12 protein-coding genes and 1 pseudogene are annotated in these 16,345 nt (G+C 62.3%); 4 read left to right on the forward strand and 9 right to left on the reverse strand.

Features of this window, described 5'->3' with window-relative positions:
* The 4 genes and pseudogenes from EN859_RS39875 to EN859_RS32780 all read right to left on the reverse strand — a co-directional run.
* Positions 1–125: pseudogene (locus EN859_RS39875) on the reverse strand (helix-turn-helix domain-containing protein); the annotation flags it as partial.
* Between the two features lie 340 nt (positions 126–465).
* The gene (locus tag EN859_RS32765; protein WP_127856761.1) at positions 466–1,296 is read right to left on the reverse strand and encodes a hypothetical protein; all 831 of its coding nucleotides are present in this window, start codon (positions 1,294–1,296) and stop codon (positions 466–468) included.
* Between the two features lie 841 nt (positions 1,297–2,137).
* Positions 2,138–3,886 (reverse strand): adenylate/guanylate cyclase domain-containing protein, encoded by a 1,749-nt coding sequence (locus EN859_RS32775; protein ID WP_127856760.1) that lies wholly within the window; start codon positions 3,884–3,886, stop codon positions 2,138–2,140.
* A 450-nt stretch (positions 3,887–4,336) separates the two neighbouring features.
* Positions 4,337–5,338, reverse strand: a complete 1,002-nt coding sequence (locus EN859_RS32780) for a LysR family transcriptional regulator (protein WP_245525827.1) — start codon at positions 5,336–5,338, stop codon at positions 4,337–4,339.
* A 59-nt stretch (positions 5,339–5,397) separates the two neighbouring features.
* Between EN859_RS32780 and EN859_RS32785 the strand changes: the two genes are divergently transcribed.
* A complete protein-coding gene (locus EN859_RS32785; protein WP_127856759.1) occupies positions 5,398–6,537 on the forward strand; it encodes an epoxide hydrolase family protein in 1,140 nt (379 codons plus the stop codon).
* A gap of 589 nt (positions 6,538–7,126) precedes the next feature.
* The gene (locus tag EN859_RS32790; protein WP_127856758.1) at positions 7,127–7,759 is read left to right on the forward strand and encodes a tyrosine-type recombinase/integrase; all 633 of its coding nucleotides are present in this window, start codon (positions 7,127–7,129) and stop codon (positions 7,757–7,759) included.
* A gap of 213 nt (positions 7,760–7,972) precedes the next feature.
* Here the strand turns inward: EN859_RS32790 and EN859_RS32795 are convergent, their stop codons facing one another.
* From EN859_RS32795 to EN859_RS32815, 5 genes are read right to left on the reverse strand one after another with little or no spacing between them, the layout of a single operon-like run.
* Positions 7,973–8,446 (reverse strand): alpha-hydroxy-acid oxidizing protein, encoded by a 474-nt coding sequence (locus EN859_RS32795; protein ID WP_127856757.1) that lies wholly within the window; start codon positions 8,444–8,446, stop codon positions 7,973–7,975.
* A 14-nt stretch (positions 8,447–8,460) separates the two neighbouring features.
* Positions 8,461–9,474, reverse strand: coding sequence for an NAD(P)-dependent alcohol dehydrogenase (locus tag EN859_RS32800; protein WP_127856756.1), 1,014 nt, complete (start codon positions 9,472–9,474; stop codon positions 8,461–8,463).
* On the reverse strand, positions 9,471–10,673 hold the full coding sequence (locus EN859_RS32805; protein WP_127856755.1) for an MFS transporter: 1,203 nt from the start codon (positions 10,671–10,673) through the stop codon (positions 9,471–9,473). Before EN859_RS32805 ends, EN859_RS32800 begins: the two co-directional genes overlap by 4 nt.
* A 12-nt stretch (positions 10,674–10,685) precedes the next feature.
* Positions 10,686–11,489: an NAD(P)H-dependent oxidoreductase gene (locus tag EN859_RS32810; protein ID WP_245525828.1), complete on the reverse strand. Its 804-nt coding sequence runs from the start codon at positions 11,487–11,489 to the stop codon at positions 10,686–10,688.
* Positions 11,490–11,530: 41 nt separating this feature from the next.
* On the reverse strand, positions 11,531–11,953 hold the full coding sequence (locus EN859_RS32815) for an EthD family reductase (RefSeq protein ID WP_127856754.1): 423 nt from the start codon (positions 11,951–11,953) through the stop codon (positions 11,531–11,533).
* 106 nt (positions 11,954–12,059) lie between these two features.
* On the opposite strand from EN859_RS32815, the gene EN859_RS32820 reads away from it, so the two are divergent.
* Together EN859_RS32820 and nirK are read left to right on the forward strand one after the other, a co-directional pair.
* Positions 12,060–12,986, forward strand: a complete 927-nt coding sequence (locus EN859_RS32820) for a LysR family transcriptional regulator (RefSeq protein ID WP_348632959.1) — start codon at positions 12,060–12,062, stop codon at positions 12,984–12,986.
* A gap of 1,554 nt (positions 12,987–14,540) precedes the next feature.
* The gene (nirK, locus tag EN859_RS32825; RefSeq protein WP_127856753.1) at positions 14,541–16,022 is read left to right on the forward strand and encodes a copper-containing nitrite reductase; all 1,482 of its coding nucleotides are present in this window, start codon (positions 14,541–14,543) and stop codon (positions 16,020–16,022) included.
* The last annotated feature ends 323 nt before the right edge of the window (positions 16,023–16,345 follow it).

A 16,345-nucleotide genomic window follows, 5' to 3' on the forward strand; every position in this document is an offset into this window, starting at 1 on the left:
TGCCGCGGTCCTGCATGCAGAGCCCCCTTTAGAAACTCCAGTTCCAGAGCCTGCTTGCCGACTAGCCGTTCGAGCGCGGCAATGCGCGCCTCATAAGCCTGCAGAAGATCGGCCGCTGCGGCATCCTAGCGCGCGTCCTGAAAGCTGACATTGACGCCGCGGGTACTCTGGGTCGTTCCATCGGCTGCCGCCAATGGTTGAGTGCAGGCGACCGCTTAGAACCGGAAGAATGGTAGAGGACCGCTTTCACCCTAACAGGTTATTCGGCTCAGTCGAAAGGGCGCCTTGCGCTTTCGTTCGGCTACTATAGCGGCGAGATGAATCCGGAGCTGAGGGCCGGGCTACGCGCATGCAGTCAGACTACTCTTTGAAGGTAACGGGCACGATTATGCCCGAGGCGCTGACTGCGCTAAGGAGGCCAGATAGCGGCTCTACCGTGCTGGGCGCAACAGAACGCGGGCAGGTCTATTGCGGAACCGTGAAGCCACACTGTTTCTGTTCCATCTCAACCTGCTTTGTAATGCGGATGGCGTTCTGCGCATAGGCTTCGGTCACGGAGCCGCTGTTCACGGTCTTGTCTTTCAGCGGACTCACGGCTGCGCAGAGGTGAAAAACATGCGGCTCCGCTGACTTTTTGGCGCCGTTCTCCGGCGCGATCCAGTAGACAACATCCTGACCGGCGGGGTGTTCCGCGTCCTTAGTAGCGGCCGTCACCGCGGCGGAGTCCGTGGCGATCTCTTGCGCCTGGGCGGCGACGTCGGGCGAACAGGCTGTGGTCGGCTGCCCCGTCTTAATCTGGGTCGCGCACGCGTTCATGTCCTGTGTGTATTGCTCGACCGACGGGGGTTGGTAGCTGACCCCGATCAGCGTCGCGAGCACGGCAAGCGCTGCGCCCACACCGCCGGCAACCTTCTTGGTCTGCGGATCCATGTTCTTATCGGTCAAGATCAGGAAAACCAGCGGGAGGAAGGCAATCAACGTGATGATCGCGCCGAGCTGATTTTGGAAGAAGAATCTGGCCGTGTCGGATGCGCGGGCCGGATCGTGCCTATTGGCCGCCTTCCAAAGCAAGTTGCCGGCGATTGCGAAAATGGCGATCCCGACCAGCAAGCCAATCAGCAGCGGCATGTTACCGTGGTCGAATTTGTGCTGGTAGAGCAGGTAGATCCCGGCGATCTCACCGCCAATAGCGACGATCCAGCAAAGCACGGCGAAAAAGCGCAGCCGCTTCGCGGAAGACTTCTGGCCCTGCGTCGCTTGCCAATCTTTGGTAACGTCTGGCCTGTTGTCGCTCATGACCAAATCCTCCGATATCGACACTTTTGCGAGTGGGGCAGCAAATCGAAAGGCCAACCCGTTCGGCGCAGCGTCATTGAACCAACGTCTTCATCGACTGCCTTGGCGACGCGGCGAAAATGGAGGGCCGCGCCAGATCACATCCCCATCCATATTGCGCATGAATTGATCCGTCCATACCCACGGACATCGCCGACGCGGCGATGGCTCCGTTCTTCTTCATCTCCGGGTCGAACTTGATGCTGCCTTCCCTGGCGATTCGGCGACGCTGCTCGCGATAGTTTGCGACTGTACACGGTCGCGCTTCTCGGTAGTCGCTTGTCACCTAAAACCCTGCGCATGGCGGACAAGAGCAACCCTATTTACGGCATGCCGATCCTCGACGTCGACAAGGCCTAACAAGCGCGGAGTCGAGGCCCCTTGGGCGCCCCGGCCCTCTCGAGAGTTGCTCCAAGCCTAATGGGTATGACGGTGGCTTAGCGGACCACGCGTCTTTCGATCATGGGCTTATAACATTGAAAATATTCAGCTTTTTGTTTGTTTTGTTACGCAGTTAGTTACACGGCCGGGGCGACAGGTGGGAATTCTATATGCTCGCTGCTCCGAGTCCGTCCACTCATTTTGAGGGGTATTCGAAAGTCGCGCGCGAAAGAAATGTCGGCTTTGCGCCTCATCTCGGCCGTAGAGGTCGGTTGGGGATCAGTGACCCACCCCTGATATGATGCGGGATCGCTTGTACGGCGCCCTATGGCGATTTATGCCGGGCCGACGCCACCCGTTGTGCGGTCTTTGCGATCTCGGTGCGTTCCCAACTCACGATCGATGCGCCAGCCTGGCAGCGTTATTCCGGCAGCCCCGCCTTTCGCAAACCTTCTGCAAGCAGAGCCATATGGGCTGGGACGGCTGAAACGACGTCGGCGAGATTGGAAATTCGTTGGCCAGGATCGAGGGCGAGAATTCGGCTCACCACCTTTTGCGCGTCCTCGGTTCGGCCGGCGTGAGCATAGCTTGCAGCCGCAAAGCGCAACGACCCCAAAAAGTCCGGCTTTTCCCGCAACGACCTTTCAGCCCAAGATGATGCCTCCTCAAATCGACCAGCGAAGAGATGAGCCACTGCAACCGCATTCTGCATGTCGAACATGAGCGGGTCGACTGGGCTCATGCGTATCGCGGTCGCCAGGTGCCGGAGTGAGGTTTCCGTATCGCCGAGGTCGGCTCTGACCCAGCCGCTGAATAGCCACGCGGTAGCCAGGTTCGGATTGAGCGCAAGCGCGCGATCAATGAACGCTGCCCCGCTATTGTTGTCGCCCACGACGTAGGCGAGCGCGGTCCCGCCGCGGGAAAGAGCGATCGCGTCATCCCTGCCCAAATCCACGGCCTTCAGAGCCAGGCGCTCGGTTTCGGCGGTTTCCTGCTTGCGATCCGTCATCCAGCCGTTCGCCTTGCGTATGACGGCACACCAGGCGGCCATGCCGTATGCCGAGGCGAATTCAGGGTCGAGTTCGATGGCTTTGTAAAACAGCTGAAGGGCGTTTGCGGTGGATTCCCTGGTCAACTGGTGGAGGCTTGCTATCCCGCGCAGATAGTAGTCGTAAGCGTCAAGGTGCTCGGTCGGCTTGCGCTTGGCCCGCTCGATCTCTGCCTGTTCCAGCTTCGGAGCGATCGCTCCGACGACGCTCCGGGTCACTTCCTCCTGCAGGTCAAAAACGTCCTCCAGCCCGCCGTCGAAACGGTCGGCCCATAGATGTGCTCCCGTTGTCGCGTCGATAAGCTGCCCGGTGATGCGAACCCTGCTCGCCGCCTTGCGCACGCTCCCTTCAAGCACGTAGCGCACACCAAGCTCGCGTCCGACCTGCTTAATGTCCACTGCCCGTCCCTTGTAGGTAAAGCTCGAGTTGCGCGCGATGACGAACAGCCAGTGCGTCCGGGACAGCGCGGTGATGATCTCCTCAACCATGCCGTCAGCGAAGTAGCCCTGCTCGGGGTCGCCACTCATGTTGTCGAATGGCAAGACCGCGATGGACGGTTTTTCGGGAAGCGTCAGCGTATCCCTTGTGGAGAATACCGAAGTGGGATTCGCTCGACTGACCCGATAGGCGCGCACCGCCTCCACGATGTTGTGGACCTGATGGCTACCGAGGTCGGTGTAGGCATAGTCTAGTTTGCCTTTGACCTGCTCGTAGACGTTGCTCGCGACGCAGACGCCGCCAGGTTCTGCAAGCTTCTCGAGCCGCGCGGCGATGTTCACGCCATCACCGTAGATCGTATCGTCCTGTGCAATCACGTCGCCCAAATTCACGCCCATGCGGAAGGTCATGCGCTTGTCTTCGGGCAAACTTGCATTGTGAGCGGCCAATCCCTCCTGGGCTTCGACCGCACACTGCACCGCGTGGACTGCGCTGGCGAATTCGACAAGAAGGCTGTCGCCAGCGGAACCGACGATGCGTCCGTGCGACTCTGTGATCTTGGGCTCGATCAGTTCGGCGCGAAGCCTCTTCAGATGCGCAAGCGTGCCAACATCGTCGGCTCCCATGAGGCGGCTGTAGCCGACGACGTCGGCAGCAAGAATTGCGGTGAGGCGTCGCTCCATGCTTGTGTCCTGCCTCTTCCGTAGGTCGAAGCTCCGGGCGGCGAGCGTATTCTAGTCCTACCTCGAATGCGAGCGTGCAGTGCCGGCGCCGACAGCGATCAACTCACCACGTCCCTTGAGCCATTCCTCACACGGCATCACAGACGCCGACCGAGGTACGCACATTCTCAGCCGGTTTCGTCGTGGCGAAGGTTCAAAGCAATAGGTGAGTCACGTATGACCGCTTTGCGCCGCATCTCAGCCGTTCAGCCTGACCCCGGCCGATCCTGAAACCTGCCATTCGTTCATCCGGCACTGATTGGCGGCGGGAACGACCGACATTGGGGACTTTTCTGCCAGGCGGCTATCAGGAGCCTCGCAGCGAATAGCTGCCGCTCGCTACCCCGGCAGTTGTCTCGAAAACGATGGCGTTTCGGGAAACGTGGTGCGCAGCCTTCAGTTCAGTCGGTATTACCCTTCGGCGGCCAACATCGTCAGCCGTTCACGCAGCCAGCGTTTTGCCGGATGGTTGGTGGTCCGGTCGTGCCAGACACTCGCGATAGTAAAGCCAGGGATGGTGAGTGGGGGTTCCACCACCTGCACCTGATCCGACCAACCATCGGCGATCCGCCGTGGGATCAAAGCGATCATGTCGGACCGCGACACGACCTCTGGCACGATCAGAAAGCCCGACGTGGACAGGGCTACTGTGCGGCGGCGGCAGACGGCCTCAAGTGCTGCATCGGCAGGCCCTGAGAACCCGCCGCCCTTGGGAGACACGACAACGTGCTCCAAAGCGCAGAACACATCTAGGCTGAGACGGCCTTGCACGGCCGGGTGTCCCTGCCGGGCGATCACCGCGTAATCCTCACGAAAGAGCTGGCGTTGACGCATGGCTGCCGGTGCATGGTCCGGAGATGCCAGGACCAGGTCAACCTCGCCGCGCTCCAACTGAGAGGAGCGCGCCAGCACGTCGAGGGCACGCCAGGCGATGCGGACCTTGGGTGCCTCGGTCCTGAGCGCGACCGAGAAGCGGGTGAGCAGCGCATACTGCATATAGTCGCTCGCGGCGATCACCAGGGTGGCCTCCATGGTTGCCGGGTCGGACGGCACTCCATCTGCCACAACCCTGCGGACACCCTCCAGCGCGTCATGCAACGGTTGCCGAAGCTCGACGGCGCGCTGGGTCAGGACCATCCCACGCCGTGCCGGAATGAGGAGGGGATCGCCGAGTTGATCGCGAAGCCGCGCCAGCCGGGCCGACAAGGCGGGTTGGCTCAGGTTCAAGCGCCGGGCGGCACGCGTGACGTTCCCTTCTGCCAGTAGGGCTTCGAGCGTGACGAGGAGGCCGAGATCGAGGTTTCTGGTATCCATTCGTTGGATAACAACAGGCAGAAGGTTCGATTTCAACCTCGGCGACGTACCGAGCAGTAATGCCGAGTAGTCTTCGGCTCTCAGAACATCGATCGACAATATCGGATTCGTGGACACCCTCTTCCTGGAACCGCATCCCAGCTTAAGCGGAGAACATCATGATTTCACCCTACACAATAAACGTCCCTGACGAACGGCTCGCCACGATCAGAGCCAAGGTCGAGGCTTATGACTGGAGCCAGCTGCCGGATGCGGGAGGCTGGTCGGCGGGGGTCGGGGTTGATGACCTCAAGCGACTCGCCGCTTATTGGCGGGACAGCTATGACTGGCGTGCGGTCGAACGGCGCCTCAACGCGCTGCCCAACTTCACGGCCGACGTGGAAGGCGAGCACCTCCACTTCGTTCATGTGAAAGGCGACGGCTCCAAGCCGCCCGTCCTGCTTCTCCACGGCTGGCCGGGCTCGTATCTCGAGTTCGAGCGGCTGTTGGAGCCGCTCGCAGCGGACGGGCACGATGTTGTCGTCCCCTCGCTTCCTGGCTTCGCGTTCTCCAATCCGATCACGCGCCCGATCGGCCCGCGGCGGGCTGCTGCGCTCGTGCATGGGCTGATGATCCAACTGTTCGGCGACGCGCGGTATTTCGTTCAAGGGGGCGATTGGGGCCACGGCATCGCGGCCTGGGCAGCGCATGATCGACCGGACGCTCTGCTCGGCATCCATATTAACATGATGACCGTGCGCGCGGAGGATGCCGCTCCGACGACCGACGAGGAGAAGTCCTTCGCCGCCAAGCGGGCCGCGATTGCCGATTGGGAGAGGGCCTACTTTCACGAGCAGGAAACCCGTCCGCAGACGCTTGGCGTCGCGATGGCCGACAGCCCGGTCGGAGCGGCGGGCTGGATACTCGAAAAGTTCGGCAAGTGGGCCGATCTTCCGACAACCGCCGATGGCGCCCCGGACATATGGAGCAAGTTTTCCGAGGAGGAACTCCTCACCAACATCATGCTCTACATCGCGCCGGCATCGTTCGTGACTGCAACCTGGATCTACTACGGCAGCCGGCTTGAGAAGTCGCTGATGCTTCCGGCCGGCACCCGCATCCAGGTGCCGACCGGCGTTGCGGCCTTCCCCGATCCGGTGTTCTTGCCGCCGCCGCGCTCGTTCGCGGAGAAGACCTACAACATCGTGCATTGGACCGACATGCCGCGGGGCGGCCATTTCGCCGCGCTGGAAGAGCCGGAACTGATGCTGGCCGACCTGCGCGCCTTTATCGCGACGGTGTCGGGAGCGCGCTCCTGAAGGTGGAGATCTCCGTTTCCGAAGCGCGGTGCGTGGCGCTGGCGGCGCAGGGCTTCAATGCCCTGCGTCGTCACGACCGCATCGGCGCGGGCTATGGCTGACCGGCCGTGGCAGCCTGATCCCCTGCATCAGGCTGCATGGGCTGGTGAACGCCGTTGGCGGAATAGCCTTTGACCGCAGCCTGTGGACGAGCCGCTGGTCGCCGGAAGCCAGTACGTGCCATTTCGCTATCACCGCAGCTCTCCCCGCCGCCTTCCTGTTCTGGGTTACACGGTCGAAACCACAATACTGAGATACCAGTGCGAGGGCTTTCCCGATTGGGAAGGCCCAGCGGGACAGGCACGGCAGAATTGGTCGTCCGGTGCCTCCGGGTTGGGCCGTTTTCCCGAAACCTGTTCCCGTTTGCGTTTTCCCGAAATGGTCCGTCGGACATGGAGAAACGGGACTGCTGCGAGTTGCCGGAACGGCCGGTTTCGGGACGCCACGCCGATTTATCTAACGGCCGGGAATGGGTCGTTAGCTGCCGAGCGTCAGCCAGCCTCTCCCTTCGCGTTCACTTCGCGGCCAATTACGGCCGTGGAGAGAAACAATGGGACACTCACATTATGATCCTGCCGCACAGTGCCGGCCTGCTTGGAACGCGGGTAAGACGGTGGGCACAAAGCGACCGCTGACGCAGAAGCAGATCTGGGCCGTCCGCTTCTTCCTTGATCGAGAAGGTCGCCTTCGTGATCGGGCCCTGTTTGATCTGGCAATCGACAGTAAGTTGCGCGGTTGCGATCTGGTTAAGATCAAGATTGGTGACGTTGTGTCAGGAGCCGATATCAGAACCCGTGCGATCGTGATCCAGCAGAAAACTGGAAAGCCAGTGCAGTTCGAGCTGACGACCGATGTCAGGGCGAGCCTGCTCGCCTGGCTTGAGCGCCGCGGCGGGACAAAACACGATTATGCTTTTCCAAGCCGCGTCGATCATGCGGGCCATCTCAGCACGAGACAATACGCGCGGCTGGTCGACGAGTGGGTCGATGCCGTTGGCCTCCGCCGTGCTGAATACGGCACGCACTCGCTGCGCCGCACGAAAGCATCAATGATCTACAAGGCCACGGGCAATCTTCGCGCGATCCAGATCCTGCTGGGTCATACGAAGATCGAGAACACCGTTCGTTATCTCGGTGTCGATATCGAAGACGCCTTAATCCTTGCCGAGCGAACTGAAATCTGACGCTGGAGCGGCCCGTCTGAGCTGAAGCTGGGCCGCTCCCATGCCAGACGGCTATGCGCCCAATAATCGGCCGTTCAGTCGGATTATGTGCGTTCCTGGAAGCAGTCGTCGTTTAGGTAGTCAGTGAACAGCGCTTTGGATGCGGTTTGCGCCTGCCTAGTCATCAGTCGTAGCGGGTCGTCATCATTAGAGCGAATGCGCTGGTCGCGAACGTCACAGCGGATGCGGTAGACGACCCCGAATTGATGAAGGAGACGATCGCGAACGAGGGCGCAGCATCGCTGCCGCTCGCGGCTCGAGGAATCTGCACGCGGCGTTAGCGCCGCTCGCTTCGATGCTCGTCGTGCCCACGGTCGACAGGCCATAGGGAACGTTCGCTGCCCGCGCCGCCGCCGCCAGCATGTTATCAGCGCCGGGCCACAGCGCGTTGACAAGACCAACGGGCGAGATGCCGATCGGCAGGTTATAATCGCCGCCGAACAGTGCGGCGCGGTCGAGCGGCCGCTGGTATCGCGCATGTAGCGCGGTGCGAGCGTGATCGCGTCGAGCGCGGCGCGGTTGCGCGCGAGCGCCAGCTCGGCGCCGGTCGCTTTCGAGATAGCCGCATGCGATCGCCGGCATGCGCCGCCGTGCGATCCACGCCAGAGCCTCGATCGTCGCCGCGTTCGCGAGCCCGAGCCGAATCATGGATCAGTCTCCGCCTACCATTCGGCGCATATCTTGCCGAAATGCGCGCCGCTTAGTTGGTAGCGAAAGGCGTCGGCCAGCTCTTCGAAGGCAAAGCTCCTGTCGATGACCGGGCGGATGCCGGTCACCTCCAGCGCCGTCACATAATCCTGCTGATCGCGCCGGCTGCCGACGATCAGCCCCTGGAGCCGCGCCTGCTTGCGCATCAGCTCCATTGTCGGCACCTGCCCCTCGCGCCCGGTGAGGACACCGATGAGCGCGATATGCCCGCCGACGCGCACCGCCGCGATCGATTGCGGCAGCGTGCCCGGCCCGCCGATCTCGACGACATGATCGACGCCGAGACCGCCGGTCAGATCACGCACCGCGGCGCCCCATTCGGGCATCTCGCGGTAGTCGAGGGTATGATCGGCACCGAGCGCTGTGAGGCGTTCGCGCTTCGCGCCCGAGGACGAGGTAGCGATCACCGTCGCGCCCATCGCTTTGGCGATCTGAAGCGCGGCGATCGAGACGCCACCGGTGCCCATGATCAGCACTGTCGCGCCCGCGCGCAGCCCGCCGTCGACGACGAGCGCGCGCCACGCGGTGAGACCTGCCGTAGTGATCGTCGCCGCCTCGGCATGGCTCCACCCGGCTGGCGCACGGGTGAAGGCGGTGGCGGCGCGCACGACATGGGTTGTTGCCATACCGTCGATGCCGTCACCCGGTGTGCCCGCGAAATTCCCGACCGCATCGAACGGCGCGCCTGCCGGCCAGTGCGGGAAGAAGGTCGACACAGCGTGATCGCCGGGCGCGAATTCGGTGACACCCAAGCCGACCGCCTCGACGACACCCGCACCGTCAGCCATCAGCACGCGGCCGTCGGCGGCCGGAATGCCGCCATTGGCAACGAGCAGATCGTGGAAATTGAGCGAGGTCGCGTGGATCGCGACACGGATCTCACCCGGGGCAGGGACGCCGGGATCATCGCGCTCGACGATTTCCAGGCGGTCGAACCCACCGGGCGCGCGGACTACCCAAGCTTTCATACGATTTCCTTTCCCTTGATCGGCAGAAGAGCAGGCGCGCTTTCAGCCATGCCGACAGCACCAACGAATGGGGTGATGGCGAGAGCGGTTGCGGCGGCGGCGATAGCTGCAAACGGCGTCACCATCACGCCCGGCCCGGCGAGGATCACTCCGCCCAAAGCCGAAGCGCCAGCAATGCCTAGATTGAAGGCGGCGATGTTAAACCCTGAAGCGGTGGCGACCGCATCGGGTGCCTCTTTCTCCGCCACAGCAATCACGCCTGCCTGTACGATCGGTCCGGTGCAGAAGCAGAAGACCGACCAGAAGAAGATATTGACGAACATCACGCCGGCGTGCGGCGCAGTATAAGGCAGCGCCGCAAGCGCCAATAGAAGGCCGATGAGCGCAAAGGCGAGGCCACGCCGCGTCCCGAGCGCGTCCCCCAATTGTCCGCCGACCAGATTGCCCACCACCGCGGCGGCGCCGAATACCATCAGCGCCAGGCTCACGCTCGTCTCGGACACATGCGTGACTGTGGTCATGAGCGGCGACAGAAAGGTGAAGACCGCGAACGATCCGCCGTATCCTAGCGCCGCGATGGCATAGAGCGTGAGCAACTTGGGTTGTTGCAACAGCCTGAACTGAGAGAGCAAGCCCGCCGACGGCTCAAAGGAAATCTGGCGCGGCAGCAAAATGTGCAGAAACGTCGCCGCCAGCGCGCCCAGCCCGGCGATGACAAAGAAGGGCGCGCGCCAATCAAGTCGCTGGCCGATGAATGTTCCTGACGGAACGCCAACCACCATGGCGACGGTGAGGCCGGCGAACATCAGTGCGACGGCACGGGCCCCGCGTGACCGTTCCACCAACGACATCGCGATTGTGGCGCCGATGGAGAAAAAGACGCCGTGCGCCACGCCAGTGATGATGCGTCCCGCCAGCATCGCGCCATAGCCGGACGCGAAGCCGCTCAAGAGATTGCCGAGCGCGAACAGCAGCATCAATCCAACCGCTAGCGGCCGGCGCGGCAGATGCCCGACTAACGCCGTGACCGTGGGGGCACCGATGGTCACGGCGAGGGCGTAGCCGGAAACGAGCAGACCAGCCGCCGGGAGCGTTGTCCCGAGATCGCGCGCGATCCCGGGAACCAGGCCAATGATCACGAACTCAGTCGTGCCAATGGCAAATGCTCCGGCGGCCAGCGCGATCAGCGCAGGCTTCATGATCGTCGTGCCTCACGCGTCAACCGTCTCGACCACCCTTTCGGTGACATGCGCGACGATGCCGGTCTGGCCCGGCGCGACGTCATCCGCCATGGTGTGGCGATCGGGGAAATCGCCTCCGTTCTGCGCACGGAACGGGATTGGCGCGTCGGTGAACAGCCCGGCGAGTCGCGCGCGCCAGCCCGCCTTGATCGCCTCGACCTCTTCGGCGGTGGAGACATGGCCGGCGCTGTAGACAGCGTGCGTGGGCAGCACATCCATGCCCGGATAGAAGAGCGCGCCGTGGGTCAGCGGAAAGAGCAGCTGCTCAATCGGCGCGTTGATCCCGCGCGGGCCATAGTCCGCCACAGGTCCACCGGCCTGAACATTTACCAGCGCGCGCTTGCCCTTCAGGATGCCGTCCCCGAAGCGAAACTCGTTGGTGCCGTTCTGGTAGCCATAAGCGAAACCAAAGGCATAGACGCGTTCGATCCAGCCCTTCAGGATCGCGGGCACGCCGTACCACCACAGCGGGAACTGCAGGATGACCGCGTCCGCGGCAAGGAGTTTGGCCTGTTCGGCGACAACATCCGGCGTCTGGTTGCCGGTCGCATAGGCATGGCCCGATTCCATGATGAACGACAGCCGGTCGGGATTGGTGCGGACGGGAAAGTCGTCGGCGTCGAACACTGCTTTCCACTTCATACCGTAAAGTTCGGATTGCACGATCTCGTGTCCGGCGGCGCCAAGCGTCTCGACAGTAACATCGACCAACTGCCGGGTGAGCGAGGTTGGTTCGGGGTGCGCAGATACAATAAGGATATTCTTCTTCATCATGCTTCTCTGGTCTCTATCGTGGAGTGTGGGGGGGGGGCGCTTCAGCCCTCGCTGGGATGTACCCAAGCCAGCGGCTTCACCGGATCATCAAGCTCGGTATGGGCCAGCGCGTTGGTGAAGTTGGAGATGATCTTTGCGTCGGCCATCAACGTCGCGACGCTCACATTCCCGAGCTGAACGACCGGCGCGATGTCGGTGTAGTTCGGTACGTCGCCCTGAATTTCGGCCGCGTGCGCGTGGAATGCTTTTTGGAAGCTGTCCGGCGACTCGAACAGCGCGTGAAACGCGGCGATGTAGGGCGCGGGGGCACCCGGCTGTGCGCCGCCAAGGCCGGTTTCGACGATCACCCCTCTGACGGCGTCGCCAAGCAGGCCCAGGGCCAAGGGCACATGTTTCTCGACATAATAGGCGGCATCGAAGCGTGCCCGCTCAGTATTGGGATAAAGAAAACTGACGATGATCATCCTTGCCTCCCGCGGGAGGGATTGGTGAAGCTCCCGCGTCGAGGCTTGCAGGATGAAGGCTTTTCAGCCATATCTGAAATCGATTATATTTTATTCGGAAATAAATGTGGTGGATACCAGCCGCATCGACCTCAACCTTCTGGCAACGCTCGAAGTGCTGCTCGCCGAACGGAACGTCACCAAGGCGGCGGCGAAGCTGCATCTCAGCCAGCCGGCAGTCAGTGCGCAACTCGCGCGGCTGCGGGATTTGTTCGACGATCCGTTGCTTCTTCCTGCCCAGCGCGGAATGACCCCGACCGCCAAGGCAACAGAACTTGCCCCACAATTGCGCGAGGCGTTGGATCGGGTGCGCTCGACACTGCAGTCCCACAGGGACTTCGATCCCGAAACGGCGCAACTCGCTGTGTCGATCGCTTGCTCGGATTATGTCCAGGCAGCCGTTGTGATGCCGCTCGTCTTGGCGCTCCGGCGGATAGCACCAGGCGTGCGCGTGGCGGTTTGGCACCTGTCCCCCGCCCTCATGGAACAGCAGTTGGCGAACGGCGATATCGATTTGGTGATCGCCACACCCGATCCCGCGATGCCGCATCTACGTGCATGTCATCTTTACGAGGAAACATATGTCCTCATCGGCAGGCAAGGCCACCCGGATCTGAAGCCTGGTCTGACGATCGAGAACTATGTCAGGCTGGAACATATCGTCGTCTCACGGCGAGGCGGCAATTTCGAGACACCAGTTGACGAGGCCTTGGGAGTTCTCGGTTATCGGCGCAATGTCGTCATGTCAGCGGGCTCGTTCTTGTTCATTCCCGAAATTGTTTCCAGCAGCGATCTTGTCGCTCTCGTACCCAGGCGGCTGTTTCGTGCCCAATCGGAAAGGCTGATGATCATCGATCTGCCCTGGCTGAGCGAGCGGTTCGATATCGGCTTGATCTGGCACGAGCGTTGTCACGGCCATGCCGGGCAGCGCTGGGTTCGCGAATTGATCGGAAAGCTGATGGTCGAGGGCGAAGACGACGCGCCGCGCGCCTAGACTAATCGGGCAGCGACAGGTTTCCGCAATCGCCGAGCCTATCGAGTTCGCCGCTGCTTCACAACCTGGGCCGGTCCGAAGAACGCCCGCACTAGCTCGGCTCCTCGGAAAATCGGGTTGTTGAGCTGAGCCAACGAACCCGGTCCTCAGTTTCCTCAGCGCGGCCTTGACCGCGAGAAGGGGCCAGAGCGCGTCGACCTAATGGTCCAGGTTAGGCTGCCCGGTGGCTGGATCGCCTCCGCTCGCCGCGAGCGCAAGCCCCCGCCGCAGGATGTGTCTGGCGGCGTTGCCGCTGCCGTCGAGGAGGGGGTTGAGGTAGGAAAGGGCCTACGAGACTTCTTCCAACGGTCGGACGGGTAGCAAGTTCTAGTTGTAACGAGCGGCTGAACAAGCGTCCGCTTCCGGGAAGCGCAATGAGCGCGCTCAGTTTCGTCTTCCGAGCCTTCCTGGCGCGGTCAGCTCTGTGAACGAACGACTGCTTCGCACATCGGGCCGCCCAAAACCTGCCCGTCCGTAACCGGCCCGAACCCGTCATTCCGAGGGGCAGCTCGGATGTCTCCAGACGGGCGGAAGTGCGACATCCAACCTGAGAGTCGGTGCAGAGGCAGGAACGGCTCGGAGCGGAGCGTTCATGGTGCCGCCGGGACAATCTGAGCCCATCTGGAGCCGGGCCAATGAGGAGGGCCGCAGCACCCCGGAAACTCACCTTGAAGGCCGCAAGCTCCTACCCAATGCCGGCAGAGAGTTTGATTCAGGTCAAGCCCGCCGTACCATAAGCTGTTATTTTCAGCATGGCACCGCACAACTTCGCCGACACAGGCGCTGACATACGGGCGATTTTCCTCAGGCTTGTTCAGGCCTCGCGGGAGGAGGAAGCGATGTCACGGACTACCGAATTCTTCCAAGCTGTACGCGAGAGGCGGCATCATCGTCGATGCCCAGAGGCTCATCACAGGGACGTTCCTTCATACGGTCCTGCGCCGGTTGGGCGGACGGAGCGGGATGATCTCGATGTTTGGACGAACGCGTTTCAGCCGCTGGGAGCGAGCGGCACCCAGCCGGACCTGCGCGTCGACCGAATGATGCAAGCATTCCACATCAACCGCCGGGAGTTTGGAGCAAGACTACCCCAGGGTGCTGCGCGACGCGGAGATAACCTGCGGGCAGTGTCGTTCGAAGAGGCGGTGTTTCCGGGAGCTCGAGGCAGGAACTGCGGCGGCAAACTTGGAAAACTTCTGCCCGAACGCAGACCTGTTCCTGATTTTCGCCGATGATCAGGATGGCTCTTTCAGAGCCTGAACGGGAGTTCGTGGCCGCCGGATCCAAAGGTGGAGCATGCGAGCTGCGGGTTTCGTCCTCCAGGGACTGCCGGGGCTGCCATTTCCCCAAAGGGCAATGGCGCTGGCCCCTCCGTAAGGTTAGCTTCTAGGAAGCGTAAGCGCGGGTAGCTGGATTCAGACGATTCGAAGAAATGCTGGTTCAATCTTGCACTGACGAGCCGCTCATCCGGCGGATGTCGGCCTATTCAATGCCGATCGGCGAGAGGGGAAGCTTATGAAAATTGGTCATGTCGGGCTTCTCATCGCCATCATCGCGTTTGGCGTCATCTGCGGGCCGCGCGCCTTCGCGCAGCAACATAAGCACGTGATGATGTCCACCGATGTCGCGGCCGATACGCCATCGCCCGTTGCACAGGCGGATCAGCCGACGAAACCCTCTGCGGGCACCCAGGCTTCTCCGGCGGCCATGCCGATGAGCTCGCATGCGCCGACCACCTTCACCTTGCGCACGGGCATAGCCGAAGGGCGCATGGTCTTTATCGGCGTCGGCGGCGACATAGACCGCCAGATCAATCCCACGCTGATCGTGCACGAAGGCGAGACGGTTCAGGTGAATCTCATCAACGGCGAGGGTGCTCAGCATGACGTCGTCGTCGACCAGTACGCCGCGCGCTCAGCGATCGTCAGCGGCAAGAACGCCAGCTCGACTTTCTCGTTCGTCGCCAGCAAGGTTGGGGAGTTCGACTATTTCTGCTCGATCCCGGGGCATCGTCAGGCCGGAATGGAGGGTCTGCTTCGAGTGATGCTGGGCAGCCGCGGCGAGATGGAATCGACGGCGGCCGATGTGACGCGCGATCCCGCCGACCTGCCACCGCCGATCGGCCCGCGCCAGCCGCAGGTCGTGCGCGTCGACATGGAGACGATCGAACTCAAAGGGCAGTTGGACGACAAGACGGTCTATACCTACTGGACTTTCAACGGCAAGGTGCCCGGCCCCTTCGTGCGCGTACGCGTTGGCGACACCGTCGAGGTGCATCTAAAGAACCGCGAAGACAGCCTGATGATCCATTCCGTGGACTTCCATGGCGCGACAGGCCCCGGTGGCGGCGCCGAGTTCACGCAGACCGATCCCGGCACGGAGACGGTCGTCACCTTCAAGGCATTGGTGCCAGGCATCTTCGTCTATCACTGTGCGACACCCAGCGTGCCGAACCACATCACCAACGGCATGTACGGGTTGCTGCTTGTCGAGCCGGAAGGCGGGCTGCCGCAGGTCGACCGCGAGTTCTACGTGATGCAGGGTGAGATCTACACCGTCGAGCCGTTCGGTACGCCGGGCGATCAGGAGATGGATTACGAAAAGCTGGTCGGCGAGAGGCCCGAATATTTCCTGTTCAACGGCTCGGTCGGCTCGCTGACGCGCGCCCACCCGCTCTATGCCAGCGTCGGGGAGACAGTGCGCATTTTCTTCGGCGTCGGAGGTCCCAACTTCACCTCCTCCTTCCATGTCATCGGGGAGATTTTCGATCACGTCTATCCGCTCGGTAGCGTGACGGCCCCGCCGCTCACCGGTGTGCAGACGGTCTCGGTGCCGCCGGGTGGTGCCACGATAGTCGACTTCAAGATCGACCGCGCCAGCCGCTACACGCTGGTCGACCATGCGCTTTCGCGCGCCGAACGCGGGCTGGTCGGCTTCCTCAAAGTCGACGGTCCCGAAAACGACGACATTATGCATGCCGGGCCGGCGAAGCCGTGAGTTGTGGAGGCGGAGCTCGTCCTGACCGGCAGGGCTCGAACCGCCGCAGAGGGGTAGAGTGCCGCCCCATGACGACCGCCGCTCGAAGCCTAATGGAACCGCCCCGCTCACTGCGCGGCAGGCGGCATTTTTGCCATAGAGTCGGTTTCGACAGTCGCGCGAAGCCCAAATCGATCATCGCGCCGCAGCGGGCCGCAGCGCAACGTTTGCCGCTGGCAGCATTGGCGGTCCGCGTTGACAAACCGTCGAAGGAGGAAGCCGCATGCCGGCCGTTCAGGTGCCCTTGCCACTGCCTGAAAGCAGACTGTCGCCGACAGCGAAGT

The sequence above is a fragment of the Mesorhizobium sp. M00.F.Ca.ET.216.01.1.1 genome, assembly GCF_004010325.2.
Classification (GTDB): Bacteria; Pseudomonadota; Alphaproteobacteria; order Rhizobiales; family Rhizobiaceae; genus Mesorhizobium.

Bases quoted from the DNA above. Each gene is read 5' to 3' on its own strand.
- EN859_RS32765 (WP_127856761.1), bottom strand. From the start codon at position 1,296: ATGAGCGACAACAGGCCAGACGTTACCAAAGATTGGCAAGCGACGCAG.
- EN859_RS32775 (WP_127856760.1), bottom strand. From the start codon at position 3,886: ATGGAGCGACGCCTCACCGCAATTCTTGCTGCCGACGTCGTCGGCTAC.
- EN859_RS32785 (WP_127856759.1), top strand. From the start codon at position 5,398: ATGATTTCACCCTACACAATAAACGTCCCTGACGAACGGCTCGCCACG.
- EN859_RS32790 (WP_127856758.1), top strand. From the start codon at position 7,127: ATGGGACACTCACATTATGATCCTGCCGCACAGTGCCGGCCTGCTTGG.
- EN859_RS32795 (WP_127856757.1), bottom strand. From the start codon at position 8,446: ATGATTCGGCTCGGGCTCGCGAACGCGGCGACGATCGAGGCTCTGGCG.
- EN859_RS32800 (WP_127856756.1), bottom strand. From the start codon at position 9,474: ATGAAAGCTTGGGTAGTCCGCGCGCCCGGTGGGTTCGACCGCCTGGAA.
- EN859_RS32805 (WP_127856755.1), bottom strand. From the start codon at position 10,673: ATGAAGCCTGCGCTGATCGCGCTGGCCGCCGGAGCATTTGCCATTGGC.
- EN859_RS32810 (WP_245525828.1), bottom strand. From the start codon at position 11,489: ATGATGAAGAAGAATATCCTTATTGTATCTGCGCACCCCGAACCAACC.
- EN859_RS32815 (WP_127856754.1), bottom strand. From the start codon at position 11,953: ATGATCATCGTCAGTTTTCTTTATCCCAATACTGAGCGGGCACGCTTC.
- nirK (WP_127856753.1), top strand. From the start codon at position 14,541: ATGAAAATTGGTCATGTCGGGCTTCTCATCGCCATCATCGCGTTTGGC.